This is a genomic window from Paracoccus sp. 228, assembly GCF_000967825.1.
GTDB lineage: Bacteria > Pseudomonadota > Alphaproteobacteria > Rhodobacterales > Rhodobacteraceae > Paracoccus > Paracoccus marcusii.
The window spans coordinates 422,355-448,176 of the sequence record NZ_JYGY01000003.1 but is presented as its reverse complement, the minus strand read 5'-3'; the positions used below and the strand labels follow the sequence as shown (position 1 = coordinate 448,176).

Below are 25,822 nucleotides of genomic sequence, written 5' to 3'. Positions count from 1 at the left end.
AGAACCGAACGCGGCGTTGCCGCGCGCATGGGTGCCGCGAACGCCCCGCCTGCGCCATATTCCCTTCAAGCAAGGAAAGGAGCCTGCCATGCAGCTGACCGGAATCCATCACCTGACGGCGATCACCGCCAATGCGCCGGGCAACAACCAGTTCTATACCCAGACCCTTGGCTTGCGCCGGGTCAAGAAGACCGTGAACCAGGACGACACCTCGGCCTATCACCTGTTCTTCGCGGACGGCGCGGGCAGCCCCGGCACCGACATCACCTTCTTCGACTGGCCCGCCGCGCCCGAACGTCGCGGCACGAACGCGATCACCCGGACGGGGCTGCGCGTGGGCGCGGACAGCCTGGACTACTGGGCCGACCGTCTGTCGGGCCTGGCCGGCAAGATCACCACGCTGGACGGCCGCCCGACCTTGGATGTCGAGGACCCCGAGGGTCAGCGCCTGCGCCTGATCGCCGCCCCTACCCCGGCGGGCCAGCCCTGGGATCGCAGCGACGTGCCCGCCGAACACCAGATCCACGGGCTGGGGCCGATCACCATCTCGGTTCCCGAACTGGCCCCGACCCAGGCCGTGCTGACCCAGGTCATGAACATGCGCCTGGTGCGCGACTATGCCAGCCCCGATGGCCAAGGCCAGGTCCATGTCTTCGAGATGGGCGAGGGTGGTGCTGCGGCCGAACTGCATGTCGCGGTCCAGCCCGGCCTGCCGCAGGCGCGCCAGGGCGCGGGTGGGGTGCATCACGTGGCCTTCCGCGTGCCCGATACCGCCGCCCTGACTGCCTGGACCGACCGCGTGGCCCGGTTCCGCGTGCCCAGCAGCGGTGAGGTCGAGCGGTTCTATTTCCGGTCGTTGTATTTCCGCGAACCCGGCGGCAATCTGTTCGAACTGGCGACCGACGGGCCGGGCTTCGACGTGGACGAACCCTTCGAGACGATGGGCGAGGGCCTGTCCCTGCCCCCCCTCCTGGAGGGCAAGCGCCAGCAGATCGAGGCCGGGCTGAAACCCCTGGCCTGAACGCAAGGAGAGACGCGATGACCACGATCCTGGGACTTTCCGGCAGCCTGCGTCGGGCATCGCTGAATTCCGGCCTGCTTCGGGCGGCGGCCGAGGCCGCCCCCAAGGGTGTGACGATCACCATCGGCGACATCGCGCAGGTGCCGCTCTATGACGGCGACCTGGAGGCCGCGTCGGGCATTCCCGCCGCGGTCACGACCCTGACCGACCAGCTGGCGGCCGCGGACGGGCTGCTGCTGGTCAGCCCGGAATACAACAACGGCGTGCCGGGCGTGCTGAAGAACGTCATCGACTGGATGTCGCGCGGCCAGGGCATGGCCGTCTTCAAGGGCAAGCCCGTGGCCGTCATCGGCGCCTCTCCGGGCAATTTCGGAACCGCGCATGCGCAGTCGCACTGGCTGCCGGTGCTGCGGATGCTGGCCACCCGCCCTTGGTGGGAAGGACGGCTGATGGTGTCGCGCGCGGGCGATCTGTTCGACGACCAAGGCAACCTGACGGACGACAAGACCCGCGAAAGGCTGGCCGAATTCGTGGCGGGCTTTGCCGGCTCGATCGGCGGCGGCCGGTCATGACCGGCATCGCCCATGTCGCGCTGACCGTGCGCGACCTGCCCGGCATGGCGCGGTTCTATCAGACCGCGCTTGGGTTGGAACCGATGGGCGGGGACGGGGCACAGCGCGATCTGGGCGCGGGCGGGCAGGTGCTGATGCGCCTGTCGGGCGATCCCGCCGCCATCCCGCGCGATCCGCGTGACGCGGGCCTGTTCCATACCGCCTTCCTGCTGCCCGACCGCGCGGCCCTGGGCCGCTGGTTGCGCCATGCCGCCGATACGGGCGTGCGGCTGACCGGCGCATCGGATCACGATGTCAGCGAGGCGCTGTATCTGGACGACCCCGAAGGCAACGGCATCGAGATCTATCGCGACCGGCCTGCCTCGGACTGGACCCGCGACGGCGACCGCGTGCGGATGGTCACCGAACGGCTGGACCTGAACGATCTTGCGGCCGCCGCGGACGGGCCCTGGCAGGACGCGCCCGCCGGGACCGAAATCGGCCATGTCCACCTGCAGGTCGGGGCGATGGACGCGGCCGATGACTTCATGCAGGGAACGCTTGGCCTGACGCGCACCCATGATGCGCCGGGCGGGGGGTGGTACGGCTGGAACGGCTATCACCACCATCTGGCCGCGAATGTCTGGAACAGCCGGGGCGCCGGTCCCCGCCCCGACGGCCGGACAGGGCTGGATCACGTCGCCTTGACCGGATTTCCGGAAAAATCCGCCGCCGTGGCGGACCCGTACGGGAACCGGTTCGAATTTGTCTGAGTTATAGCGCCGTACACAGTCTGACCAGTGCGCCCCGCCTCCGGCCAAGACCGGAGGCGGGGCTTTTTCATGCCCCGGAACTGGCCATCCAGGCGCTGGCCGCGGCAAGGTCCTCGGGGGCGATCTCGTGTCCCGCCGCGATCGTGCGGGCGTCCAGATCGGCCCCGCTTGCGGCCAGCCAGTCGTTCAGCGCCAGGGCGTAATGCCCATAGGGGTCGCGCGCCCCCTGCAGCGTCAGAACCCGGACCCCCGACAGGTCGGCCCGTGGCACCGGGTCCAGCACCAGCATCGGCCGGATCAGGATCGCCCGCGCGATCAGCCCCGGATGCAGCGCCATCACCGCCCCCGCAAAGTTTGCGCCGTTCGAATAGCCCAGCACCGTCAGCCGCGCGGGGTCGAGGCCATAGGCCGCCATCGCACCCTCCCAGAAGCCGGCAAAGGCCGCGGCTTCGGACCGGATGTCGTCCTGGTCAAAGCTGGCCATGGACAGGCGCCGGAAGAACCGGGCGACGCCCTCTTCGGTCGACCGGCCGCGCAGGCCCAGCAGGGTGGCGCGCGGCGCGATGCGATGCGCCAGCGGCATCAGGTCGGATTCCGATCCGCCGGTGCCGTGCAGCAGCAGGATCACCGACCCGTCTGCATCGTCGGGGGTGTGGATGCGGTGGATGAAGGGCAGATCGCGCATGGGGGTCCTTTCCTCGCCCGGGCGGGCGAATTGCGGCAGGCGCAGCCGCAGGTCGGTGTCGTCGGTCATGTGCGGCGGGACCTTCAGGGTCCGGCCAAGGTCGTCCTCGTCCACGGCCATGCCGGGACCGTCGGTCGCCAGTTCGATCAGGATGCCCGCAGGATCGCGGACATAGAGAGAGGTGAAGTACAGCCGATCATGGACCGTCACATCGGTCAGCGCGGCCCGGTGCGCGTCGATCGCCGCGACATCGGGCACGCGCAGGGCGACATGGTCGATCACCCCGGTTCCCGGAATGCCCGGCACGAACCCTGCCGTGTCGCGGATGTCGATCGCGTCGCGGTCCGATGCCAGGCGCGTCACGCCGCCTTCGATGCCCTGGGGGGCATAGCCGAAGCGCGCCAGGAACGCCGCCGTGGCCTGGGCGTCCTGCGACCACAGGGTCACGCCCTGCAGGCGGGCGGGGGCCGCGGGCCAGCCGGTATCGGGGATGTCCCCGCCCACCAGCTTGACGATGATCCCGTCCGGGTCGCGCAGGCGCAGGACCGGCGCACCGAATTCACGGACCGGCCCCTCGACGCGCAGGCCGCGCTGCATGGCGCGGGTCAGCCAGTCGCCGATCCGCGCGCGGGGGATGGCCAAGGCGATCTCGGCCACCTGTCCGTGTCCCACGCGACCGGGCGCGCCGTCCTGCCAGACCAGAAAGCTGACCAGCGACCCGGGCGCGCCCGTGGCATCGCCATAGAACAGATGCAGCTGTTCGGCATCCTCGAACCCCGCGGTCTGCTTGACCAGCGACAGGCCCAGAAAGCCCATCCAGAAATCGACATTGGCCTGCACGTCGCGCGTGATGGCCGTCACGTGATGAAGTCCCGTCATGGCGACCTCCTTTCAGGATCCAACATGCCCGTGGCGGTCGTTCGGCGCCACGGGGGTCGTGCACAACCCGGCGTTCGCACGGGCCGAACGCCTGCACGCTTGCCCGACGGCCCGCAAACCCCCACCCTTGGAAACAGCACAGGAGAGAACGCCATGAGCTGGAACCCCGCCCTGACCCCCGGATGCCCCGACGCCGTCGGCGCCGATGCCATCGAGACGCTGATCATCCCCCGCGCCCGCGACCTGGGCGGGTTCGAGGTGCGCCGCGCCCTGCCCGCCCCCAAACGCCAGATGGTCGGGCCGTTCATCTTCTTCGACCAGATGGGCCCGGCGGAATTCCTGACCGACCAGGGCATCGACGTGCGCCCGCACCCCCATATCGGGCTGGGCACGGTCACCTATCTGTATCGCGGCAGCTTTCAGCATCAAGACAGCACCGGCGCCGACCAGATCATCACGCCGGGCGCGCTGAACTGGATGGTGGCGGGGCGCGGCGTGACCCATTCCGAACGCAGCCCCGACGCCGTGCGCGCCGGGCCCAGCAGCCTGCTGGGCATCCAGACCTGGATCGCCCTGCCGGAAACGCATGAGGACATCGCCCCCAGCTTCGAACATCACGCGGCGGACGCCCTGCCCGAGATCCGCGACCAGGGGATCGAGGCGCGGCTGATCCTGGGCCGCGCCTATGGCGAGACAGCCCCCGCGACGATGCATTCCGACACGTTTTATCTGGATGTGACGCTTGCCGCCCGCGCCCGCTTTCCCCTGCCCGTCGATCACGAGGATCGGGGGATCTACATCACCGAGGGCAGCGTCAGCATCGCCGGGCAGGAGTTCCAGGCCGGCCAGATGATGGTGTTCCGCCCCGGCGACGCGATCACGGTGGCGGCGGGCGACCGGGGCGCACGGCTGATGGCGCTTGGCGGTGCCACGCTGAACGGGCCGCGCCACATCTGGTGGAACTTCGTCGCGTCGTCGCGCGAACGGATCGAGGCCGCGAAACAGGAATGGCGCGAGGCGCGTTGGGGGCAAGGACGGTTCGACCTGCCGCCGGGCGACCGCGACGAACACATCCCCTTGCCGTGACGGAGAGACACATGCCCAAGACCCCCCACGAGGTGCTGGAGTTCTGGTTTTCGGACCAGATGCGCCCCTATTGGTTCGCCAAGTCGGACGACATCGACCGCGACATCGCCGCCCGTTTCAGCGACACCTACGAGGCCGCGCATGCCGGGCGGCTGGACGACTGGATGGACGCGCCCGACAGCGCGCTGGCGCTGGTGATCGTGCTGGACCAGTTCCCGCGCAACATCTATCGCGGCGGGCCGCGCAGCTTCGAATCGAACGACCTGGCGCTGCGCCACGCGCGGACCGCGCTGGACATGGGCCATGACGTGGGTCAGGCCCCCGACCGGCGGCAGTTCTTCTATCTGCCGTTCATGCACAGCGAGGATCTGGCCGACCAGACCCGGTCGGTGGCGCTGTACGAAGAGCTGGGCAACGACAATTCGCTGCATTTCGCGCGCGAGCATCGCGACATCGTCGAACGCTTCGGCCGCTTTCCGCATCGCAACGCGATCCTGGGCCGCGACAGCACCCCCGAGGAGGCGGAGTTCCTGAAGACGCATAGCGGCTTCTGATCTTGCCGATGCGGCGCGGGCGTCCTAGCCTGCGCCGCATGGACAGCCTGCCCTGCTTTTACGCACCCGACACCGCCGCCCACGATCCCCGGTTCTGGATGCTGCGCGGGGTGCCGATGGCGAACAAGGAAACCGCCGAACGCGCCGAACGCCTGCTGGCGGGCATCGCCGCCGCGGGATTGACCGCGACCGATCCGCCGGTGGCCGACCGCGCCCCGATGCACGCGGTTCACACGGCGCGCTATCTGCACTTTCTGGAAACCGCATGGGACGAATGGCAGACGGCCCCCGGCGCGGGGGCCGAGGTCGTGGCCAACCTGCATCCGCAGAAGGCCGACCAGACCTATCCGTCCGGGATCACCGGGCGGGCGGGCTGGCACATGGCTGATACCGGCTGTCCGCTTGGGCCGCACACCTACGCGGCGGCGCTGCGTGGGGTGGACGCCGCGCTGGCGGCCAGCCGCGCGGTGCTGGACGGGGCGGGCGCGGCCTATGCGCTGTGCCGTCCGCCGGGGCACCATGCCGATGCAGACACCGCGGCGGGGCACTGTTTCCTGAACAATTCCGCCATCGCCGCGCAGGCCCTGCGTGCGGCGCATGACCGGGTCGCCATCCTGGACATCGATGTCCATCACGGCAACGGCACGCAGCAGATCTTTTTTGACCGTGCCGACGTGCTGACCGTGTCGGTTCATGCCGATCCAGACGCGTTCTATCCCTTCTATCTGGGCCATGCGCATGAGGTGGGGCCGGCCGGCACAAACCTGAACCTGCCGCTGCCCTTGGGATCGGACGATTCCGTCTGGCTGGACGCCATCGACCGCGCGCTGGACCGCATCGCGGGTTTCGCGCCGGGCGCCCTGGTCCTGGCCCTGGGGCTGGACGCGCACGAGAACGACCCGTTTCGCGGGCTGCGTGTCACCACCCCGGGTTTCGCCCGCGCCGCCGCCCGCATCCGCGCCGCGGGCCTGCCCACCGTCATCGTTCAGGAGGGCGGTTATCTGTCCGAGGATCTGACGCACAACCTTGCCAGCTTTCTGCAGGGCTGGATCGGCACCGCCTGAGCGTTCTATAGCGGTCCGGGAACGGGGGACCCTCATGCGCATCTGCATCATCAACACGGGCGGCACGATCAGCAGCACGGGCCAGCCGCTGGCCCCCATGGCGGCGGACCGCTTTGCCTGCGCCGCGAACGATCTGCTGGGGCCGGCGCTGGCGGCGGCCCTGCCGGGGGACGCGCTGCATTTCGACACGGGACTGCGGTTTTCGGATGACGGGCCCGGAACGCTGGACAGCACCGACCTGCGCCCGTCCGACTGGTGCCGGATCGCGCGGCGGGTGCTGGACCTCTATGCCGACCACGACGCCTTCGTGATCCTGCACGGCACCGACACGATGGATTACACCGGCGCGGCGCTGCCCCTGCTGCTGAACGTCTTCGACGATCTGGGGCTGGCCCGCGCGGCGCTGTCCAAGCCGGTGATCCTGACGGGCGCACAGCTGCCGCTGTTCACCGACACCCCCGCCGGGCTGGTCCTGAACGCGGGCAGCGATGCGCTGGCCAACCTGACCGGCGCACTGTCCTGCGCCCGCCTGCGCCTGCCCGAGGTCGCGATCTTCTTCGACGGGCGCCTGCTGCGCGGGTGCCGCGCACTCAAGGTGTCGACGACACGCTTCGCGGCCTTTGACAGCCCGCATCTGGCGCCCCTGGCGGAACGCGGCATCGGCATCCGCCGGGGCACGGTCGCGCCCCTGCCCGGCCCCGCCGCGCCCGACCTGGCGCTGGACGGACCCGCGGCCCATGCGCGGGCGATGGCCCAGCTGGACGCGGTGCAGGCCCGCATCGACGATCAGCGCGTGGTGCAGATCACGGCCGTGCCCGCCGATCACCGCGCCGCCGCCCCGATGCTGGCGCAGCAGGTGCGCGCGGCGCTGGACCAGGGCGCGACCGGCCTGCTGCTGGAGGGGTTCGGCCCCGGCAATGTCCCCGCAGGAGATGGCGCGATCGCGCAGGTGCTGGCGGATGCGGACGTGCCCGTGCTGATCGCCAGCCGCGTGATCGGCGGGCAGGTCGGCGCGTTCGATTATGCCGCCGGGGCCTGGATCGCGGCGACAGGCGCCGTCGCGGGGGGCGACATGACGCCCGTCGCGGCGCTGGCCAAGATGGTGGTCCTGACCGCGGCCGCGCCCCATCACGGGTGGGACCGCGCCACGCTGGCCGCCCTGCTGGCGCGCGGGCTGACCGGGGAATGTGCGCCCACCGACCGGATGGACGGCCCGCTGTGGCCCGGACAGGTGCTGACCTGCGGCCCTGTGCGGCTGGAGAACGACCCCGATGCCGGGCCGCGGCTGATGCAGGGCGGCGCGGTCCTGTGGCAAGCGCCGGGGCCCGGCGTGCTGCGGATGCAGGGCGACCGGTTGGCGCTGATCGGTCACGACGGGGCGGTGCTGTGGTCCGGCCCCCCCGCCCCCGGCGCGGTGGCGATCCTGTCGGATGATCCTCCGGCGCTGCGCATGATCGACCCCGCCCATCGCGCTGCCCCCGTCACCGCGCTTGCGGGCTGACACCCGCCCGCGCTAGCAAGCCCCAGCAAGGAGACCCCGATGCCGCTGATCCATGTCCTGAACGGTCCGAACCTGAACCTGCTGGGCCAGCGCCAGCCCGAGGTCTATGGCCACGAGACGCTGGCCGATCTCGAGGCCCTGTGCCGCAACGCCGCCGCCCCGCATGACATCCGCTTCCTGCAGTCGAACTGGGAAGGCCAGATCGTCGACTGGATCCACGAAGCCCGGCTGGAGGCCGCGGCCATCGTCATCAACCCGGCGGCACTGACCCATACCTCGGTCGCGGTGCTGGATGCGCTGAACGCCTTCGAGGGCCCGGTGATCGAGGTTCATATCAGCCAGGTCCACAAGCGCGAGGCATTCCGCCACCATTCGTTCGTGTCAAAGCGCGCCGACGGGGTGATCGCGGGGCTGGGGCTGAACGGCTATGCCGCAGCCCTGCGCCACGTGGCGGGCCTGATCGGCTGAGACGAAAAGACCGCCGGACCTGGCCGCAGGGAGGAGGGGGGCGGCAGGACCGGCGGCTTTCCGAAGTGTCCGTGGCCGGACCGGGAGGAGGACGCCACGAAGCATCTGCTTCATAGGTCCACCATGCGCCGGACCCGCACCCCTGTCACCGCAGGCAGCACAACCCGGTCAACCGGAAAGTGCGCTGCCGCGGGACCGGGCGCAATTTAAGGGTATTGCCCGATCCTTGGGCACACCCCGCCCGAATCACCGCGCCGTCAGCGCGTCCAGATAGGTGCGCGACCACCAGGCGACATCGTGGTCGACCACGCCTTTCAGGAGGGCGGCATGGCGGTCGCGGCGTTCGGCTTGCGACATCCGCATCGCCTGTGCCATCGCGACGGCCAGATCGTGCGGGTCGTGGGGATTGATGATCAGAGCCTCGGCCATGGTCTCTGCGGCCCCGGCAAAGCGTGACAGGATCAGCACGCCCGGATCGTCGGGGTTCTGGGCGGCAACGTATTCCTTGGCAACCAGGTTCATCCCGTCGGCCAGCGGCGTGACCAACCCGATGCGCGCCTGCCGGTACAGCCCCGCCAGCACGGGACGCGGGAACGGCCGATGGATGAACCGGATCGGCGTCCAGTTCAGCGTCGCGAACTGGCCGTTGATGCGTCCGGCCAGGTGTTCGGTCTCCTCGCGGATGTCCTGATAGGCTTCGACCTCGCCCCGCGTCGGGGGCGCGATCTGCAGGAACGAGATCTTCTCGTGCAGGTCGGGGATCTTTTCCAGCAGCAGCTGATAGGCCCGGAACCGCTGCGGGATGCCCTTGGAATAATCCAGCCGGTCGACGCCGATCATCATCTTGGCCCCGGTCAGCAGGCGCATGCGGTCGCTGTCGGGGGCGTCTGCCGCCTCGGTGATGAAGGCCGCGGCGTCGATGCCGATCGGAAAGACCTGCGTGCGGACCATGCGTCCCGACAGCCGGAAGCGGTCCGGCGCAACCTGATCGCCGTCCGCCAGCTGGCGCGCGCTTTCGGCAAAGGCGCCAAGGTCGCGTTCGGCCTGGAACCCCAGCAGATCGTAATGGGACAGCCAGTCGAACAGCTGCGCGGGGTTGGGTAGGGCCGCGCAATCGGCCGGACCCGGAAACGGGATGTGCAGGAAATGGCCGATCGGGTTTTCCACCCCCAGGGCGCGCAGTTCGGCGGCCAGCGGGAACAGGTGATAATCCTGCACCCAGATCCGGTCATCGGGGCGCAGGACCGGCAGCAGCATCCGCGCGATACGCTGGTTCACCCGTGCATATCCATCCAGGTATTCGGGCCTGATGCGCATCAGGTTGGGGCGCCCATGGCACAGCGGCCACAGGATGGAGTTGGAATAGCCCAGATAGTATTCGTCATGCTCTTGCGGGGTCAGGTCAAAGGACAGCCGTTGGAACGCCGCGCCCGGATGGTCCTGCAGGTCGGGCGCGGGATCGTCCGTCACCTCGCCCGAGAAACCCACCCACACCCCGCCGGAACTGCGCAGCGCATCCTCCAGCGCCACCACCAGCCCGCCCGAGGGATCGTCCCCCAGCGGCAGGCGGTTCGAGACGACGATCAGGCGCGGTTCGGTGGACATGGGCATTCCTCAGTTCAGCGATGCGTCAAGCCAGGCGGCCAGCGCGGCAGGGTCGGACAATCGGTGATGCGCGGCGGTGGGACCGTCGCCGATCTTGATGGCAAAGCCGCCGCGGGCCTGCGCCTCGGCCATGGCGGGTTCGTCGGTGGTATCGTCGCCCGCAAAGACCGGCACGCGCCCGGCAAAGGGCTCAAGCGTCATCAGATGCGCCAGCGCGCTGTCCTTGCCGACACCACCGGGGCGCAGTTCGACCGCCATCTTGGCGGGCTGCAGCACCAGGTGCGGGTTCCGGTCGGCCAGATCCTGCATCACTTCCTCGACAAAGGTGCGCAGTTCGGGGGCGTCCCGATAATGCAGTGCGACGCCGTGGGGCTTTTCCTCGACCAGCAAGGCGGGATGGGGCGCGGCGGCGGCATGGGCCGCGGCATGAAGGGGGCCCGCGTCGAAATCCACCCGGTGCAGGGTCTGGATGCGGCCGGGGCGCAGCGACAGTTCGGCGCCGTGGCTGCCCGCCACGATGCCCTCGAACCCATCCATATGTCCGCGCAGGTCGGCCACGTCGCGCCCCGAGATCAGCGCCACCGCACCCCCCTGCCGCCGGTACAGCGCCGCCAGCCGGTCGCGCAGCGCCTGCGTGACAACGACCGCATCGGGCCGGGGGGCGATGTCGACCAGGCAGCCGTCGAAATCCAGGAACAGGGCGGCGTCGGGGGCAAGCGGGGGTGGGGTCACGTCAGGCGGGCTCCGGCGATTGGGATATACCAAAGGGAACCCGTGACTCCCCCCGAGGGTTCACCGCCGCGTGAGGTTTTTTGACCGCCGACCCGCGCGCGTCAGTATTCGACCCCGGCCTGCGCCTTGATCCCAGACCGGAACGGATGCTTGACCTGGGTCATCTCGGTCACCAGGTCGGCGGCCTCGATCAGCGCGTCGGGGGCGCCGCGCCCGGTCAGCACCACATGGGTCATGGCGGGCTTTTCCGCCTGCAGAAAGGCCACCACCTCGGCCGCGTCCAGATAACCATAGCGCAGCGCGATGTTGATCTCGTCCAGCAGGACCATGCGGATGGCCGGGTCACGGATCAGGTCCTGCGCGCGCGCCCATCCGGCCTGCGCCATGGCGATGTCGCGGGACTTGTCCTGCGTCTCCCAGGTAAAGCCCTCGCCCATGGCGTGGAACTGGCAGATGCCGGTGAAATGCGTGGTCAGCAGCGTGCGTTCGCCCGTGTCCCACGCGCCCTTGATGAACTGCACAACGGCGCAGGGCATCCCGTGCGCGATGGAGCGCATGATCATGCCGAACCCCGACGACGACTTGCCCTTGCCCGGCCCGGTATGGACGATGATCAGGCCCTTTTCGCCGGTCTTGGTCTCCATCATGCGGTCGCGGGCGGCCTTTTTCCTGGCCATCTTGGCGGCGTGGCGGTCCTGATCCTCGGCGGAAATCGGGTCGGTCTGCGTCATCGGGTCGCTCCTTGCGGTTGACAAACGGCGGGTGCGGGGGTTTGGGTGAGGGCGTGTTGGTTCCTGTCTATGACAGGCGAAGAGGGAATGCGACAAGGCCCCGGGTCATCAGACCCGCGACCCCAAGCGCAGCCGCCCCCGCGACCGTGACCGGAGAGGTCGCCCGATCCACTGGCCCCGATTGGGGCTGGGAAGGTGGGACGACCGTCGGGGCATCCGCCCCTGAATCCGCAAGCCGGGAGACCTGCCAGCACCTGACGATGACGGGCGAACGGGGTGTTTCGCGACCGGCAGGTGATGGCCGGATGCCCCGTGCCGCCTCCTCTCGGACGCCCCTTGCCGCAACAAGGAAGGGGCCGCGATGCGCGCCGTTCTGCATGTCTGCACCACCTGTCGCGGCACCGTGCCCGACCCGGTTCCCGATGCCGCAGGGACCGATGCCGCGAGGACGGATGCCCTTGGCCCGGACGCGCCGCGCCTTGGCGCCCGGCTGCACGACCTGCTGTCCCGCACCGCCCCAGACGGCGTCGAGATCCGCCCCGTCGAATGCCTTTCCGCCTGTTCGCAGGGCTGTTCCGTCGCGCTGTCCGCGCCGGGCAAGTGGTCCTATGTCTATGGCCGCCTGACGCTGGACGACGCCGCCGACATCCTGTCGGGCGCGCGCGCCTATGCCGGGACCGCCGACGGCATCGTGCCGTGGCGCGAACGCCCCGCCGTCTTCCGCAAGCAGAGCCTTGCCCGCATCCCCCCGCATACCCTGTCGCAGGAGTGACCATGAACGACCTCGTGAAGACCCCCGTCACCGTGATCACCGGCTTTCTGGGGTCGGGCAAGACGACTCTGGTGCGCCATCTGATGGCCAACCCCCAGGGCCTGCGCCTTGCGGTGATCGTGAACGAATTCGGCACGATGGGTGTCGATGGAGAGATCCTGAAGGGTTGCGCCGACGCCTCCTGCCCGGCCGAGAATATCGTCGAGCTGTCGAACGGCTGCATCTGCTGCACCGTCGCCGACGACTTCATCCCCACGCTGGAGGCGCTGATGGCGCTTCCCGCCCGCCCGGACCACATCCTGATCGAGACGTCCGGGCTGGCGCTGCCGAAACCGTTGCTGAAGGCCTTCGACTGGCCCGCCATCCGCTCGCGCATCACCGTGGACGGGGTGATCGCCCTGGCCGATGCCGAGGCCGTGGCGGCGGGCCGCTTCGCCCCCGACGTGGCGGCGGTGGACGCGCAGCGCGCCGCCGACCCCGGCCTGGACCACGAGACGCCCCTGTCCGAGGTCTTCGAGGATCAGATCGCCTGCGCCGACGTGATCCTGCTGACCAAGGCCGATCTGGCCGGACCGGAGGGCGTCGCAGCGGCACGGTCGGCGATCGAGGCCGAGCTGCCCCGCCCCCTGCCCATCCTGACCGTGACCGAGGGCGCGGTCGATCCGCGCCTGATCCTGGGCCTGGGCAAGGCCGCCGAGGACGACCTGGACGCCCGCCCCAGCCATCACGACGGCGCCGACGACCACGAGCATGAGGATTTCGACACCGTCGTCATCGACCTGCCCGAAATCACCGACCCGGCCGATCTGGCCGCCCGCATTGCCCGTCTGGCCGCCGAGCAGAACGTGCTGCGCGTCAAGGGCCATGTCGCCGTCGCGGGCAAGCCCATGCGCCTTCTGGTGCAGGCCGTGGGCGCGCGGGTGCGCCATCAGTACGACCGCCCCTGGGGCCAGACCCCGCGTCGGTCGCGCCTGGTGGTGATCGCGGAACATGACGACGTGAACCCCGACGCGATCCGCGCCGTGCTGGAGGCCGTGCCAGCATGACCGGGCCCGCCTGATGCATGTCATCTTCCGCGAACAGGTCGGGCTGGAGCAGACCGACACCCCCTATGATCCCGGGCAGACGCCCGGCGATCTGGTGGTCCTGTCCTTTTCGGACAGCGACCTGGGGGCCTTTGCGGAGGGCTGGCGGCGCGCGGCGGGGGGACTGCCGTCCACGCGGCTGTGCAACCTGGTGGCGCTGCGGCACCCGGTTTCGGTCGACACCTATGTCGAGAACACGCTCTCGGGCGCGCGCGGCATCCTGATCCGTCTGATCGGCGGCGAGGCCTACTGGCCCTATGGCCTGGCATCGGTCCAGGACCTGGCGCGCAGGCGGGGCATCGCGCTGGCCGTGCTGCCCGCGGACGGCCGCGACGATCCGCGGCTGGAGGAGATCTCGACCGTTCCCGCCTCGGTGCTGCGCGTCCTGCGGCGGCATTGCGACCAGGGCGGCGCGGTCGCGGCGCAGGCGGCGCTGGCGCAGATGGCCGTCGCATCGGGCCTGCAGGCCGCGCCCGTGCCGGGGGTCAAGACCCTGCCCGCGATGGGGTTCTACGACCCCGACCGGGGGGTGGTCGCCGATCCGGGCCCTATTGCGGCGCTGGTCACCTTCTATCGCAGCTGGCTGGCGGCGGCGGATGTGGCGCCCATCGACGCGCTGATCCGGGCGTTGCGGGCGCGGGGCATCGCGGCGATGGGCGTCTTTGCCCCGTCGCTCAAGGCGCCGGGCCTGGGCGACTGGCTGGCCGATGCCCTGCCGGGCGGGCCTGCGCTGGTCGTGAACGCGACCGGGTTTTCCGGGGGGAACGCGGGTCCGTTCGACGGCTGGTCCTGCCCGGTGTTCCAGGTGGCCCTGTCCACCAACCGCCGCCGCGACTGGCTGGCGGCCGAACGCGGTCTGTCGCCGTCGGACCTAGCGATGAACGTCGTCCTGCCCGAGGTCGACGGACGCATCTTCGCGGGCCTCATCAGCTTCAAGGCGGTCAGCCCGCGCGACTCTGACCTGCAGTATTCGCGCTTCGTGCACCGACCCGATGCGCCGATGCTGGCCCGGGCCGTCGACCGCATCGCCGCCTGGCACGCGCTGGCGCAGGGCGTGGGCCGGGTGGCAATGGTGCTCTCCACCTATCCGGGCCGCGACTGGCAACAGGCCCATGCCGTGGGGCTGGACGCGCCGGCATCCGCGCAGGCGGTGGGGGCGATGCTGGGCGCGGACCTGCCCGCGCTGCCGGACGGCACCCTGGCTTGGCCGCTGGACAACTATCGCGCGGCGCTGGCCCACCTGCCGCAGGCGCTGCAGGAGGACCTGCACGCGGCCTGGGGGCCGCCCGAGACCGACCCCGATTGCCGCGACGGCGCCTTCCACCTGCGCGCCAGCCTGCACGGGCCGGTCATCCTGGCGCTGCAGCCCGAACGCAGCCACCGCGCGGGGCGCGAGGACAGCTATCACGACCTGACCCGCGTGCCGCGCCATGGCTATGTCGCCTTCTATCTGTGGCTGGCGCAGCAGGGCGCGCGGGCGCTGATCCATATGGGCGCGCATGGCACGCTGGAATGGCTGCCGGGCAAGGCGGTGGCGCTGTCGGGCGACTGCTGGCCGCAGGCGCTGCTGGGGGCGATGCCGGTGATCTATCCCTTCATCGTCAACGATCCGGGCGAGGCCGCGCAGGCGAAACGCCGGATCGGGGCCGTGACCCTGGGCCATATGCCGCCGCCCATGCGCGACGCCGCCCTGCCCCCCGGCATGGCCGGGCTGGAGCGCAGCTTGGACGAATATTCCACCGCCGACGGGCTGGACCCCGCGCGCCGCGACCGTCTGATCGCCGCGATCCTGGACGAGGCGCGCGCCCTGGGGGTCGAGGCCGATCTGGGCATCCCCCCAGATGCCAGCGCGGCCGAGGCGATCACCCGCATCGACCGCTTCGTCTGCGACATCAAGGAGAGCCAATATGGCGAGGGGCTGCACATCTGGGGCAACGGCGCCTGCGGTCAGGCCGAACGCGACGGGCTGATGGCGGCGCTGGCGGGGCGGTTCGTGGCGCCGGGGCCGTCCGGATCGCCCAACCGGGGGCGGTCGGACGTGATGCCCACGGGGCGCAACCTCTTCAGCGTGGACCCCCGCGCCGTACCCACGCCCTCGGCCCATGCGCAGGGTGTGAAGCTGGCCGAGGAGCTGCTGCGCCGCCACCTGCAGGATCATGGCGACTGGCCGCGCGGGCTGGTCGTGGACCTCTGGGGCAGCGCGACGATGCGCACCGCCGGAGAGGAGTTCGCCATGGCCCTGCATCTGGCCGGGCTGAAGCCGGTCTGGGATGCCGGGTCCGGCCGCGTCTCGGGCGTCGAGGTCGTGCCGCTGGCCCTGCTGGGCCGCCCGCGCATCGACGTGACGCTGCGGGTGTCGGGCCTGTTCCGCGACGTGTTCCCGGTGCTGGCGCAGCTGTTTCAGACCGGGGCCGCGACGCTGGCCGCGCGGGACGAGGCGGCGGATCAGAACCCCTATGCCGAGGGCGCACGGGTCTTCGGCCCGCAGCCCGGGCAATACGGGCTGGGCATGGGCACCGCGCCCACGGAATTCACCGATGCCGCGCGTCAGGCCGCGGGCGAGGCCTGGATCGCGGCCTCCAGCTGGGCCATCGGGGCGGATGGCGCCAGCCATGAGGCCCGCGACGCGCTGGAGGCGCGGCTGGCCGCGACCGACAGCTTTGTCCACGCGCAGGACCTGCCCGAGACGGATCTGCTGCTGGCCGCCGACTATGCCGCGCATGAAGGGGGCTTTGCTGCCGCCATGGCGCGGATCGGCGGGCGGGCCAGCCTGTACCATCTGGACGCCACGCAACCCGACCGCCCCCGCGCCCGGACCCTGACCGAGGAGATTGCCCGCACCACCCGCTCGCGTGCCGCCGATCCGGCCTGGGCCGATGCGATGACCGCACATGGATACCGGGGCGCGGCCGAGATCGCGGCGACGCTGGACCACATGGCGGCCTTTGCCCATCTGGCGGGCGCGGTGCCCGCGCATCTGTTCGACCTTTATCATCAGGCGACCCTGGGGCGCCCCGAGATCGTGGATTTCATGGAACAGGCCAACCCCGCCGCCTTGGCCGCGATGCGCGATCTGTTCCAGCGGCTGCACGATGCCGGCCTGTGGGTCACGCGGCGAAACTCGATCATGGCGGGGCTGTCATGATCCGCGGCTGGTGCCCCGGCGCGCTGCAGCCGATGGAGTCCGGCGACGGGTGGGTGGTGCGCATCCGCCCCCCCGGCGGGCGTCTGGAAGCAGCTCAGGCACAGGCCATCGCCGATGCCGCCCAGACCCACGGCAATGGTGTGATCGAACTGACCGGCCGCGCCAACCTGCAGCTGCGCGGCGTCACGCCCGCGACCCATGCGCCGCTGATCGTGGCGCTGCTCCCACACGGCCTGATCGACCCCGACATCGCCACCGAGACGCGCCGCAACATCCTGGTCACGCCCTTTGCGGATGCCGCCGCCGATGCGCTGGCCGCCGATCTGGCGGCGGCGCTGGTGGCGAGCGACCTGGCCCTGCCCGCCAAGTTCGGTTTTGCGGTCGATACCGGCCCTGCGCCGGTGCTGACCCAAGACCCAGCCGATATTCGCATCGAGGCAGGCCCGACGCTCCGCGCCGATGGCATGGACCGCACCGCACCCTATCACGGGCCGCAGGACGCGCTGGCGCTGGCCGGCTGGTTCCTGGATCAGGGCGGCGCGCCCGACGGGCGGGGCCGCATGGCCGCATTGACCGCGCGGGTGCAGCCCCCCGGCGCCACCCTGCCCGCCCCCCGGCCCGCCGCGCCGCCGCAGCCGGGTCCGCATCCGCAAGGCCTGCTGGTCGCGCTGGAATTCGGCCAGATCACCCCCGACACGCTGCGCCGCCTTGGGCGCCTGGCACCGCTGCGCCTGACGCCGTGGCGGATGCTGCTGGTCGAGGGGGTGCGCCATCTGCCCGCGCTGGAGGGGCTGATCCTGGACCCCCGCGATCCGCGCAACCGTCTGCGCGCCTGCCCCGGCGCGCCCGCCTGCCCGCAGGGGCGTGCCGCGACGCGCCCCCTGGCGCGGGCGCTGGCGCCGCTGATCCCGCCGGATGCGGTGCTGCATGTCAGCGGCTGCGCCAAGGGCTGCGGCTGGCCGCGTGCCGCCGACCTCACCCTGACCGCGACGCCCGAGGGGTTCGACCTGATCCGCCATGGCCGCGCCCATGACCCCGCCGCCCTGCGCGGCCTGCACCCCGATCAACTGCCGAAGGTTCTGTGATGCCCCATGACTACGAAAGGGACGGCGCCGCGATCTATCGCCAGTCCTTCGCCACCATCCGGGCCGAGGCCGACCTGGCGCGTTTCGACGCGGACGAGGAACCCGTCGTCGTCCGCATGATCCATGCCGCGGGCCTGGTGGGACTTGAACGCGACGTTTCCTTCACTCCCGGCATGGTGACCGCCGCCCGCGCGGCGCTGGCAGCCGGTGCGCCGATCCTCTGCGACGCGCATATGGTCAGCGAGGGCGTGACCCGCGCCCGCCTGCCCGCGGACAATGCCGTGATCTGCACCCTGCGCGACCCGCGTGTGCCGGACATGGCGCGCGACATGGGCAACACCCGCAGCGCCGCCGCGCTGGAGCTGTGGCGGCCGCATCTGGCGGGCGCGGTCGTGGCCATCGGCAATGCGCCCACCGCGCTGTTTCACCTGCTGAACATGCTGGAGGACCCCGCCTGCCCCTGCCCCGCCGCGATCATCGGCTGCCCCGTGGGCTTCGTCGGCGCGGCAGAGTCGAAGGACGCGCTGATGGCCGCGCCGCCCGTGCCGTCTGTCGTCGTGCGCGGCAGGCTGGGCGGGTCGGCCATCACCGTCGCCGCAATCAACGCGCTGGCCAGCCGGAGGGAATGATGGGACGCATCATCTGCGCAGGTCTGGGGCCGGGCGATCCGGACCTGATCTCGGTCCGGGCCGACAGGGCGGTGCGCGCCGCGCGCCACGTCGCCTATTTCCGCAAACCCGGCCGCCCCGGTCAGGCGCGGCGCATCGTGGCCGGCATGCTGGCCGCCGATGCGGTCGAATATCCGATGGAATACCCGGTCACGACCGAGATCCCCTTCGATCATCCCGACTACAACGACGCGCTGGCGGGGTTCTATGACCTCTGGGCCGCGCGTCTGGCGCAGCTGGCCCAGACCGAGGACGTGGTGGTGCTGTGCGAGGGCGATCCGTTCCTCTATGGCAGCTTCATGCATCTGCAGGTGCGCCTGGCCGGGCTGGCCGAGGTCGAGGTGATCCCCGGCATTCCCGGCATGGTCGGCTGCTGGAACGCGGTGGGCCAGCCCATGACCTGGGGCGACGACGTGCTGACCGTGCTGATGGGCACGCTGCCCGAGGCGGACCTGATCCGCCACATGCAGGGCAGCGACGCGCTGGTGGTGATGAAGACCGGCCGCAACCTGCCCAAGCTGCGCCGCGCGCTGGCGGCGTCCGGACGTCTGGCCGACGCTTGGCTGATCGAACGCGGCACCATGCCCGGCCAGCGCATCCAGGCGCTGCGCGAGGTGGCCGATGACGACTGCCCCTATTTCGCGATCCTGCTGGTCCATGGCCACGGGCGGCGCCCCATGGCGCGGGTGGCGGAATGAGCGGCTGGATCACCGTCGCGGGGCTGGGGCCGGGGTCCGATGCCATGGTCACGCCCGAAGTCGCCGCCGCGCTGGATCAGGCGACCGACGTGATCGGCTACATCCCCTATGTCGCGCGGGTGGCGGCGCGGCCCGGCCTGACCCTGCATGCCAGCGACAATCGGGTGGAACTGGACCGCGCCCGCCATGCCCTGTCCCTGGCGGCACAGGGCGCGCAGGTGGTGATCGTCTCCTCGGGCGATCCGGGCGTCTTCGCCATGGCCTCCGCCCTGTTCGAGGCGCTGGAGGCCGAGGGTGGCGATCCGGACATCCGCATCCTGCCGGGCATCACCGCGATGCTGGCGGCGGCGGCGCGGGCGGGCGCGCCTTTGGGCCATGATTTTTGCGCCATCAACCTGTCGGACAATCTCAAGCCCATGGCGCTGATCGAACACCGTCTGCGCCATGCTGCGCGGGGCGATTTCGCGATGGCCTTCTACAACCCGCGCTCGGCCAGCAGGCCCGCAGGCCTTGCCCGCGTGCTGGAGGTGCTGCGCGAGGAATGCGAACCCGAACGCCTGATGATCTTTGCCCGCGCCGTCACCACGCCGGACGAGGCGCTGCGCGTGGTCACGCTGGAGGAGGCCACGCCCGACATGGCCGACATGCGCACCGTCGTGCTGGTCGGCAACCGCGCCACGCGGCGCGTGGGCCGGTGGGTCTATACCCCGCGGGGGGCGGTCTGATGCAGCCAGTCCAGCGCCTGTTCCGGCGTGGCGACCTGCGGCCGGTCCGGCACGGCGGGCCGGTCGATCAGCACGACCCGCACGCCCAGATCACGCGCCGCGTCCAATTTCGCGCTGGCCCCCGCGCCGCCGCTGTTCTTGGCGACCAGATGGGTGATGCCATGCGCCTGCATCAGCGCCCGGTCGCCCGCGACCGTGAAGGGGCCGCGGGCCAGCACCACCTGCGCGCCGGGCAAGGGGGGCGCATCGGGCGCATCGACCAGCCGCAACAGCCAGCGATGCGGCAGAGCGGCAAAGGGCGCCAAGGTCTGCTTGCCGATGGCCAGAAAGACGCCGGTCGGCGCGTGGGGCAGCGCCGCGACCGCGCCCGCGATGTCGGGGACGCGCTGCCAACCGGGATCGACCGGCCAAGGCGGGCGGCGCAGCATCAGCATCGGCACCCCCGCCGCGCGGCAGGCGGCATCCGCGTTGCGGCTGATCTGGGCTGCGAAGGGATGGGTCGCATCGACCACCGCGCCGATGTCGTGATCACGCAGGTATCGCGCCATCCCCTCGGCCCCACCGAAGCCGCCGATCCGGGTGGGCAGGGGCTGGGCGATGGGCGCCTCCGTCCGTCCGGCATAGGAGAAGACCGCCGCGACACCGGCGCGGGCCAGCAGGGCGGCCAGGCGGCTGGCCTCACTTGTGCCGCCCAGCAGCAGGATGCGTCGCATGTCTGACCCTTGGCTGACGATCATCGGGATCACCGAAGATGGACCGGACGGCCTGCCCGGCGCAAGCCTGCGCGCGCTGGAGGCGGCCGAGGTCATCTTTGGCGGCCCGCGCCACCTGGCGCTGGCGGGGGTGGGCGCGCGGGGGCGGGCCTGGCCGGTGCCCTTCGACCTGGCGCCGCTTCTGGCGCTGCGGGGGCGGCGGGTGGCGGCGCTGGTCTCGGGCGATCCCTTCTGGTGCGGCGCGGGGGGCAGCATCGCCGCCGTGCTGGAGCCCCACGAATGGCACGCCCTGCCCGCGCCGGGGGTGCTGTCTCTGGCCACCGCGCGCCTTGGCTGGCGGCTGGAGGAGGTGGTGACCATGGGCCTGCATGCTGCGCCCTTCGCGCGGCTGCGCCCGCATCTGGCGCGCGGTTGCCAAATCATCGCGACGCTGCGCGATGGCGACGCGCCCGCCGCGCTGGCCGATTGGCTGGTCGCCGCAGGCGCGGGAGCGGCGCGGCTGACGGTGCTGGAGCGTCTTGGCGGGCCGTCTGAACGGGTGCGCACCACCCGCGCCGATGGGTTCGCGCTGACCTGCGCCGCACCGGTGGCGGTGGCCATCGACGGGGCGGACCTGCCTCGCGGCTTCGGCCTGCCCGCGGTGCCGGGCCGGGCTGATGCGCTGTTCACCCATGACGGGCAGATCACCAAATCGCCCATCCGCGCGCTGACGCTGGCCGCGCTGGCCCCGCGCCCGGGAGAGGTGCTGTGGGATATCGGCGGCGGCTCGGGCTCGGTCGCGGTGGAATGGGCGCTGGCGGGGGGCCGCGCCGTGACGGTCGAGCCGCGCGCCGACCGGATCGCCACCATCCGCAGCAATATCGACGCCTTCGGCCTGGGGGGGCGGGTCACGGTGATCGAAGGGGCGGCCCCCGCGGCGCTGCCGCCCGGCACGCCCGATGCGGTCTTTGTCGGCGGCGGCGCGTCGCAGGCGCTGCTGGAGGCGCTGTGGGCCCACCTGCCCTCCGGCGCGCGGCTGGTCGCCAATGCCGTGACGCTGGAGACGGAATCGCTGCTGACCCGCTGGCACACAGATCACGGCGGTCGCCTGCTGCGTATCGACATCGCCGAGGCCGCCCCCCTGGGCCGGATGCGCGGCTGGACCCCCGCCCGCCCGATCGTGCAATGGAGCGTCACATGCGCATCGCCGGAATAGGCTGTCGCCCCGGCACCCCCCTGCCCGCCCTGCTGGCCGCGCTTAAGGCCGCGGGCGGTGCTGACGCGCTGGCCACCATTCCCGAACGCGCGCCCGAACTGCGCCTGTTGGCCCATGCGCGCGACCTGCCGCTGCATCTGGTCGCGGTGGCGGGCATCGCCACGCCCACGCAATCCGTGCGCATCCTGGCCGCCTTCAACACCGGATCGGTGGCCGAGGCCGCCGCCATCGCCGCCAGTCTGGATGGGGGCGGCCGCCTGACCCATCCGCGCAGGACCTTCGGTCCCGTCACCATCGCCATCGCAGAGGTTCCATGACCGTCCATTTCATCGGCGCAGGCCCCGGCGCGCCCGACCTGATCACGCTCCGCGGTCGCGACCTGATCGCGGCCTGCCCGGTCTGCCTCTATGCCGGGTCGCTGGTGCCCGCAGCGCTGCTGGCCCATTGCCCGCCCGGTGCCCGGATCGTGAACACCGCGCCCCTGTCGCTGGACCAGATCGTGGAGGAGATCGCCACCGCCCATGCGGCGGGCCAGGACGTGGCGCGGTTGCATTCGGGCGATCTGTCGGTCTGGTCGGCGATGGGGGAACAGATCCGCCGGTTGCGGACGCTGGACATCCCCTTCGACGTGACGCCGGGCGTGCCCAGCTTTGCCGCCGCCGCCGCCGCGCTGCACACCGAACTGACCCTGCCGGGCCTTGCGCAATCCGTGGTGCTGACCCGCACGCCGGGGCGCGCCTCGACCATGCCCGAGGGCGAGACGCTGGCGGCTTTCGCCGCGACCGGGGCGACGCTGGCCATCCACCTGTCGATCCACGCGCTGGATCGGGTGGTGGCCGATCTGACCCCGCATTACGGCCCCGACTGCCCGGTGGCGGTGGTTTGGCGGGCCAGCTGGCCGGAGCAGCGGGTGATCCGCGCGACGCTGGCCACCGTGGACGCGCAGGGCATCGACCGCACCGCGCTGATCCTGGTCGGGCCCGCGCTAGCGGGCGAGGGGTTCGAGGACAGCCGTCTTTACGCCGCCGATTACGACCGCCGCTATCGGCCCGTGGGCGACGCGCCGAGGTTTCCGGAATGACGCGCCCCCTGACGCCGGGCCTGATGATCTCGGCCCCCTCATCGGGGACCGGCAAGACGATGCTGATGCTGGGCCTGCTGACCGCATTGCGCAGGCGCGGGCTGGTGGTGCAGCCCTTCAAGTCGGGGCCCGACTACATCGATCCGGGGTTTCACTTCGCGGCCTCGGGGCGGGCCAGCTTCAACCTGGATGCCTGGGCGATGGAGCCGGGGCGGCTGATCGCCCATGCGACCGGCCAGCCGCCCGCCGACCTGGTCCTGGCCGAGGGGTCGATGGGCCTGTTCGACGGGGTCGCGACGAAGGGGGAAACCGGCATCGGCTCCAGCGCCGAGATCGCCCAGATGATGGGCTGGCCGGTGGTGCTGATCCTGGATGTCAGCGGGCAGGCGCAATCGGCGGCGGCCACGGCGCGGGGCTTTGCCACACTGCGCCCGGATCTGCCCTTTGCGGGGGTGGTGCTGAACCGCGTGGCCTCGCCGCGCCATGACCGGCTGATCCGCGAGGGGATGGATCAGGCCGGCATCCGGGTGCTGGGCAGCCTGCCGCGTCAGGGCAACATCGTGCTGCCCGAGCGCCATCTGGGCCTGATCCAGGCCGAGGAGACGGCGGGCCTGCAAACCATCTTGGACCATGCGGGCAATTTCATCGCCGCGCATTGCGACCTGGAGGCGATCATCGCCGCCGCTGCCCATCACGCCCTGCCCGAGGCGCCCGCGCCCCGACCGCTGACGCCCCCCGGCGGGCGGATCGCGCTGGCCCGCGACGCGGCCTTCAGCTTCGTCTATCCGCATGTGCTGGAGGCGTGGCGGCGCGCCGGGGCCACGATCCTGCCGTTCTCGCCACTGGCGGATCAGGGGCCGGATGACAGCGCCGATTGCTGCTGGCTGCCGGGGGGCTACCCGGAGTTGCACGCGCCCCGGCTGGCCGCCTGCGACGGGTTCCGCACGGCCATGCACCACTTTGCGGGCACGCGGCCGGTGCATGGAGAATGCGGGGGATACATGGCGCTTGGGGCAGGTCTGGTGGATGCCGATGGAAAACGACACCAGATGTTGGGGCTTCTGGGGTTGGAGACCAGCTATGCCAAACGCCGCATGCATCTGGGGTACCGCCGCGCCGATCCGCTGACCGCCCTGCCGGGATTGGGTCGCACGGCGCTGCGGGGGCATGAATTCCACTATGCCTCGATCCTGTCCCAGCCCGATGCGCCCTTGGCCCGCGTGACCGACGCGACCGGCGCCGCGGTGGAGGAAACCGGCAGCCACCGGACGATGTCCGGGGGCGGGCATGTGTCAGGCACGTTCTTTCACCTGATCGCCCCGGCCGCGACTTGACGCAGGCCCTGCGATCCCGTCTATCTGACCGTCTGAATGGTGCCCGTCAGGCGTGAAACGCCGGGCTTCATCGGGAACGGGGAAGGGTGGACCCAATCGCGGCACCCGAAGCCCCGGCCGCCCCCGCGACTGTATGCGGAGAGCGCGCGTCACCCATGCCACTGGAGCGATCCGGGAAGGCCGACGCCGCGCCCGGACCCGCAAGCCAGGAAACCGGCCATGTCAGGCAACCCCATGCCGTCGGGTGGACGGCCACAGGAGGATGACATGCATATCGAAGAGGGCGTCGTCACCGGCGCCAAGCTGATACTGGGCTATGCCACGGCCGCCACGGCCGGGCTTTACGCGCTGAGGCTGGCGGCCCAAGCCCTGCGCGCGCAGGGTGGGGCGTCGCTGGCGGCGCGCGGGGCGCTGGCGACGGCCGCGACCTTCGTGTTCTTCCAGGTCCTGCCCACCGCGCCCGTAGGCGTGTCCGAGGTGCACCTGATCCTGGGATCGACGCTGTTCCTGATCCTGGGCGCGGCGCCGGCGGCGATCGGGCTGGCCTTGGGCCTGCTGATCCAGGGACTGTTCTTCGCGCCGTTCGATCTGCCGCAATACGGGATGAACGTGACGACGCTGCTGGTGCCGCTGTTCGCGCTGCAGGCGGTGGCGCGGCGGATCATCGCGCCGGGCACGGTCTATGTGGACCTGCGCTATGGCCAAGCACTGGCGCTGTCGGCGGCCTATCAGGGGGGCATCGTGGCCTGGGTCGCGTTCTGGGCCTTCTACGGCCAGGGGGCCGAGGCCCTGTCGGGGGTGCTGTCCTTCGGCGCGGCCTACATGCTGGTCCTGGCGCTGGAGCCGCTGGTCGATCTGGCGGTGCTGGCGGGCGCAAAGGCCGCGCGCGGCCTGCGCGGCAGCGGGCTGGTCACGCCGCGGCTCTACGCATGATCGAGCTGGTGCTGATCGGGGCGGGCACCGGCCATCCCGACCACCTGACCCTGCAGGGCGTCCGCGCCCTGCAGGAGGCCGATCTGGTCCTGATCCCCCGCAAGGGCGCGGGGAAGGAGGATCTGGCTCATCTGCGCCGCGCGATGCTGGACCGCCACCGCCCCGGCGGCGCCGTGGCCGAGATCGACCTGCCGGTGCGCGATGCAAACCTGCCCTATCTGGAGGCCGTCGACCGATGGCATGATGCCATCGCGCAAACCTGGGCGGGGGCCGTCGCGGCGGCGCTGCCGCAGGGCGGGACGGTGGCGATGCTGGTCTGGGGCGACCCGTCGCTCTATGACAGCAGCCTGCGCATTGCCGCGCGTCTGGACTGGCGCGCACGGGTGATCCCGGGAATCACCGCGATCCAGGCCCTGTGCGCGGCCCATGCCATTCCGCTGAACGCCCTGGGATCCGAGGTGCGGATCACCACCGGGCGGCGGCTTCGCGACAAGGGCTTTCCCAATGACGCCGACCGGGTTGTGGTGATGCTGGACGGCACCTGCGCCTTTGCGACGCTGCCCCCGCAGGGGCTGCGGATCTGGTGGGGCGCCTATCTGGGCATGCCCGAACAGCTGTTGGAGGCGGGCCCCTTGACCGAGGCCGGACCACGGATCGAGGCGGCGCGCGCCGCCGCCCGGGCCGCGCATGGCTGGATCATGGATTGCTATCTGCTGGCCCGCGACGATGCAGCGTGAC

At 71.2% G+C, this 25,822-nt stretch carries 26 protein-coding genes and 2 riboswitches; of the genes, 21 read left to right on the top strand and 5 right to left on the bottom strand.

Translation table 11 applies throughout. The annotated features are described in order from the left end of the window. The first annotated feature begins 88 nt into the window (after positions 1–88). Genes SY26_RS11800 through SY26_RS11790 form a run of 3 tightly spaced genes read left to right on the top strand, consistent with a single transcriptional unit; the run spans position 89 to position 2,345 of the window. Positions 89–1,021 carry a ring-cleaving dioxygenase gene (locus tag SY26_RS11800; protein WP_046000652.1) on the top strand — a complete coding sequence of 311 codons (933 nt, stop codon included), beginning with the start codon at positions 89–91 and terminating at the stop codon, positions 1,019–1,021. A gap of 17 nt (positions 1,022–1,038) precedes the next feature. Next, the gene (locus SY26_RS11795; protein WP_046000651.1) at positions 1,039–1,593 is read left to right on the top strand and encodes an NADPH-dependent FMN reductase; all 555 of its coding nucleotides are present in this window, start codon (positions 1,039–1,041) and stop codon (positions 1,591–1,593) included. Then, entirely contained in the window at positions 1,590–2,345 is a 756-nt protein-coding gene (locus tag SY26_RS11790) for a VOC family protein (RefSeq protein ID WP_046000650.1), read from the top strand. Before SY26_RS11795 ends, SY26_RS11790 begins: the two co-directional genes overlap by 4 nt. A 67-nt stretch (positions 2,346–2,412) precedes the next feature. Here SY26_RS11790 and SY26_RS11785 read toward each other — a convergent pair whose 3' ends face one another. After that, positions 2,413–3,909: a VOC family protein gene (locus SY26_RS11785; protein ID WP_046000649.1), complete on the bottom strand. Its 1,497-nt coding sequence runs from the start codon at positions 3,907–3,909 to the stop codon at positions 2,413–2,415. Between the two features lie 153 nt (positions 3,910–4,062). On the opposite strand from SY26_RS11785, the gene SY26_RS11780 reads away from it, so the two are divergent. Genes SY26_RS11780 through aroQ form a run of 5 tightly spaced genes read left to right on the top strand, consistent with a single transcriptional unit; the run spans position 4,063 to position 8,582 of the window. After that, positions 4,063–4,995 (top strand): pirin family protein, encoded by a 933-nt coding sequence (locus SY26_RS11780; protein ID WP_046000648.1) that lies wholly within the window; start codon positions 4,063–4,065, stop codon positions 4,993–4,995. Positions 4,996–5,006: 11 nt separating this feature from the next. Further along, positions 5,007–5,549, top strand: a complete 543-nt coding sequence (locus tag SY26_RS11775; RefSeq protein WP_046000647.1) for a DUF924 family protein — start codon at positions 5,007–5,009, stop codon at positions 5,547–5,549. 8 nt (positions 5,550–5,557) lie between these two features. Continuing rightward, a complete protein-coding gene (locus tag SY26_RS11770; RefSeq protein ID WP_232303341.1) occupies positions 5,558–6,613 on the top strand; it encodes a histone deacetylase family protein in 1,056 nt (351 codons plus the stop codon). Between the two features lie 34 nt (positions 6,614–6,647). Next, complete coding sequence (locus SY26_RS11765) at positions 6,648–8,114, top strand: asparaginase domain-containing protein (protein WP_046000646.1); 1,467 nt, start codon at positions 6,648–6,650, stop codon at positions 8,112–8,114. Positions 8,115–8,153: 39 nt separating this feature from the next. Next, positions 8,154–8,582 carry a type II 3-dehydroquinate dehydratase gene (gene aroQ, locus SY26_RS11760; RefSeq protein ID WP_046000645.1) on the top strand — a complete coding sequence of 143 codons (429 nt, stop codon included), beginning with the start codon at positions 8,154–8,156 and terminating at the stop codon, positions 8,580–8,582. Positions 8,583–8,828: 246 nt separating this feature from the next. Here aroQ and SY26_RS11755 read toward each other — a convergent pair whose 3' ends face one another. The 3 genes from SY26_RS11755 to cobO form a co-directional block, all read right to left on the bottom strand. Next, positions 8,829–10,187, bottom strand: coding sequence for a trehalose-6-phosphate synthase (locus tag SY26_RS11755; RefSeq protein ID WP_046000644.1), 1,359 nt, complete (start codon positions 10,185–10,187; stop codon positions 8,829–8,831). Between the two features lie 9 nt (positions 10,188–10,196). Further along, positions 10,197–10,919, bottom strand: a complete 723-nt coding sequence (gene otsB / locus SY26_RS11750) for a trehalose-phosphatase (RefSeq protein WP_046000643.1) — start codon at positions 10,917–10,919, stop codon at positions 10,197–10,199. Between the two features lie 101 nt (positions 10,920–11,020). Further along, the gene (gene cobO / locus SY26_RS11745) at positions 11,021–11,650 is read right to left on the bottom strand and encodes a cob(I)yrinic acid a,c-diamide adenosyltransferase (RefSeq protein ID WP_046000642.1); all 630 of its coding nucleotides are present in this window, start codon (positions 11,648–11,650) and stop codon (positions 11,021–11,023) included. 40 nt (positions 11,651–11,690) lie between these two features. Continuing rightward, a riboswitch (cobalamin riboswitch) is annotated at positions 11,691–11,917 on the top strand. Between the two features lie 94 nt (positions 11,918–12,011). Between cobO and SY26_RS11740 the strand changes: the two genes are divergently transcribed. The 7 genes from SY26_RS11740 to cobJ are packed head-to-tail and all read left to right on the top strand — an operon-like array spanning position 12,012 to position 19,828. Further along, positions 12,012–12,422: a DUF1636 domain-containing protein gene (locus SY26_RS11740; RefSeq protein ID WP_045981577.1), complete on the top strand. Its 411-nt coding sequence runs from the start codon at positions 12,012–12,014 to the stop codon at positions 12,420–12,422. A 2-nt stretch (positions 12,423–12,424) separates the two neighbouring features. Continuing rightward, complete coding sequence (cobW, locus tag SY26_RS11735; protein ID WP_046000641.1) at positions 12,425–13,468, top strand: cobalamin biosynthesis protein CobW; 1,044 nt, start codon at positions 12,425–12,427, stop codon at positions 13,466–13,468. 13 nt (positions 13,469–13,481) lie between these two features. Continuing rightward, positions 13,482–16,652 (top strand): cobaltochelatase subunit CobN, encoded by a 3,171-nt coding sequence (gene cobN, locus SY26_RS11730; protein ID WP_046000640.1) that lies wholly within the window; start codon positions 13,482–13,484, stop codon positions 16,650–16,652. Next, entirely contained in the window at positions 16,649–17,737 is a 1,089-nt protein-coding gene (cobG, locus tag SY26_RS11725) for a precorrin-3B synthase (RefSeq protein ID WP_046000639.1), read from the top strand. Before cobN ends, cobG begins: the two co-directional genes overlap by 4 nt. Then, entirely contained in the window at positions 17,737–18,366 is a 630-nt protein-coding gene (locus tag SY26_RS11720; RefSeq protein WP_046000638.1) for a precorrin-8X methylmutase, read from the top strand. Before cobG ends, SY26_RS11720 begins: the two co-directional genes overlap by 1 nt. Further along, entirely contained in the window at positions 18,366–19,103 is a 738-nt protein-coding gene (gene cobI / locus SY26_RS11715; protein WP_198143161.1) for a precorrin-2 C(20)-methyltransferase, read from the top strand. Before SY26_RS11720 ends, cobI begins: the two co-directional genes overlap by 1 nt. Continuing rightward, positions 19,100–19,828: a precorrin-3B C(17)-methyltransferase gene (gene cobJ, locus SY26_RS11710; protein ID WP_046000636.1), complete on the top strand. Its 729-nt coding sequence runs from the start codon at positions 19,100–19,102 to the stop codon at positions 19,826–19,828. The genes cobI and cobJ overlap by 4 nt, the downstream gene beginning before the upstream one ends. Here the strand turns inward: cobJ and SY26_RS11705 are convergent. Further along, on the bottom strand, positions 19,804–20,541 hold the full coding sequence (locus tag SY26_RS11705; protein ID WP_046000635.1) for a cobalt-precorrin-6A reductase: 738 nt from the start codon (positions 20,539–20,541) through the stop codon (positions 19,804–19,806). The genes cobJ and SY26_RS11705 overlap by 25 nt on opposite strands. Here SY26_RS11705 and SY26_RS11700 point away from each other — a divergent pair. From SY26_RS11700 to cobF, 6 genes are all read left to right on the top strand, one after another. Beyond that, positions 20,540–21,736 carry a bifunctional cobalt-precorrin-7 (C(5))-methyltransferase/cobalt-precorrin-6B (C(15))-methyltransferase gene (locus SY26_RS11700; protein ID WP_046000634.1) on the top strand — a complete coding sequence of 399 codons (1,197 nt, stop codon included), beginning with the start codon at positions 20,540–20,542 and terminating at the stop codon, positions 21,734–21,736. The two genes, SY26_RS11705 and SY26_RS11700, sit on opposite strands and share 2 nt — an antisense overlap. After that, entirely contained in the window at positions 21,718–22,053 is a 336-nt protein-coding gene (locus SY26_RS11695; RefSeq protein WP_046000633.1) for a cobalamin biosynthesis protein, read from the top strand. Before SY26_RS11700 ends, SY26_RS11695 begins: the two co-directional genes overlap by 19 nt. After that, entirely contained in the window at positions 22,050–22,817 is a 768-nt protein-coding gene (cobM, locus tag SY26_RS11690) for a precorrin-4 C(11)-methyltransferase (protein ID WP_046000632.1), read from the top strand. The genes SY26_RS11695 and cobM overlap by 4 nt, the downstream gene beginning before the upstream one ends. Next, positions 22,814–24,151: a cobyrinate a,c-diamide synthase gene (locus tag SY26_RS11685; RefSeq protein WP_046000631.1), complete on the top strand. Its 1,338-nt coding sequence runs from the start codon at positions 22,814–22,816 to the stop codon at positions 24,149–24,151. Before cobM ends, SY26_RS11685 begins: the two co-directional genes overlap by 4 nt. 20 nt (positions 24,152–24,171) lie before the next feature. Further along, a riboswitch (cobalamin riboswitch) is annotated at positions 24,172–24,388 on the top strand. A gap of 30 nt (positions 24,389–24,418) precedes the next feature. Continuing rightward, complete coding sequence (locus SY26_RS11680; RefSeq protein ID WP_046000630.1) at positions 24,419–25,084, top strand: energy-coupling factor ABC transporter permease; 666 nt, start codon at positions 24,419–24,421, stop codon at positions 25,082–25,084. Beyond that, a complete protein-coding gene (gene cobF, locus SY26_RS11675; protein ID WP_046000629.1) occupies positions 25,081–25,821 on the top strand; it encodes a precorrin-6A synthase (deacetylating) in 741 nt (246 codons plus the stop codon). Before SY26_RS11680 ends, cobF begins: the two co-directional genes overlap by 4 nt. Position 25,822 lies beyond the last annotated feature (1 nt).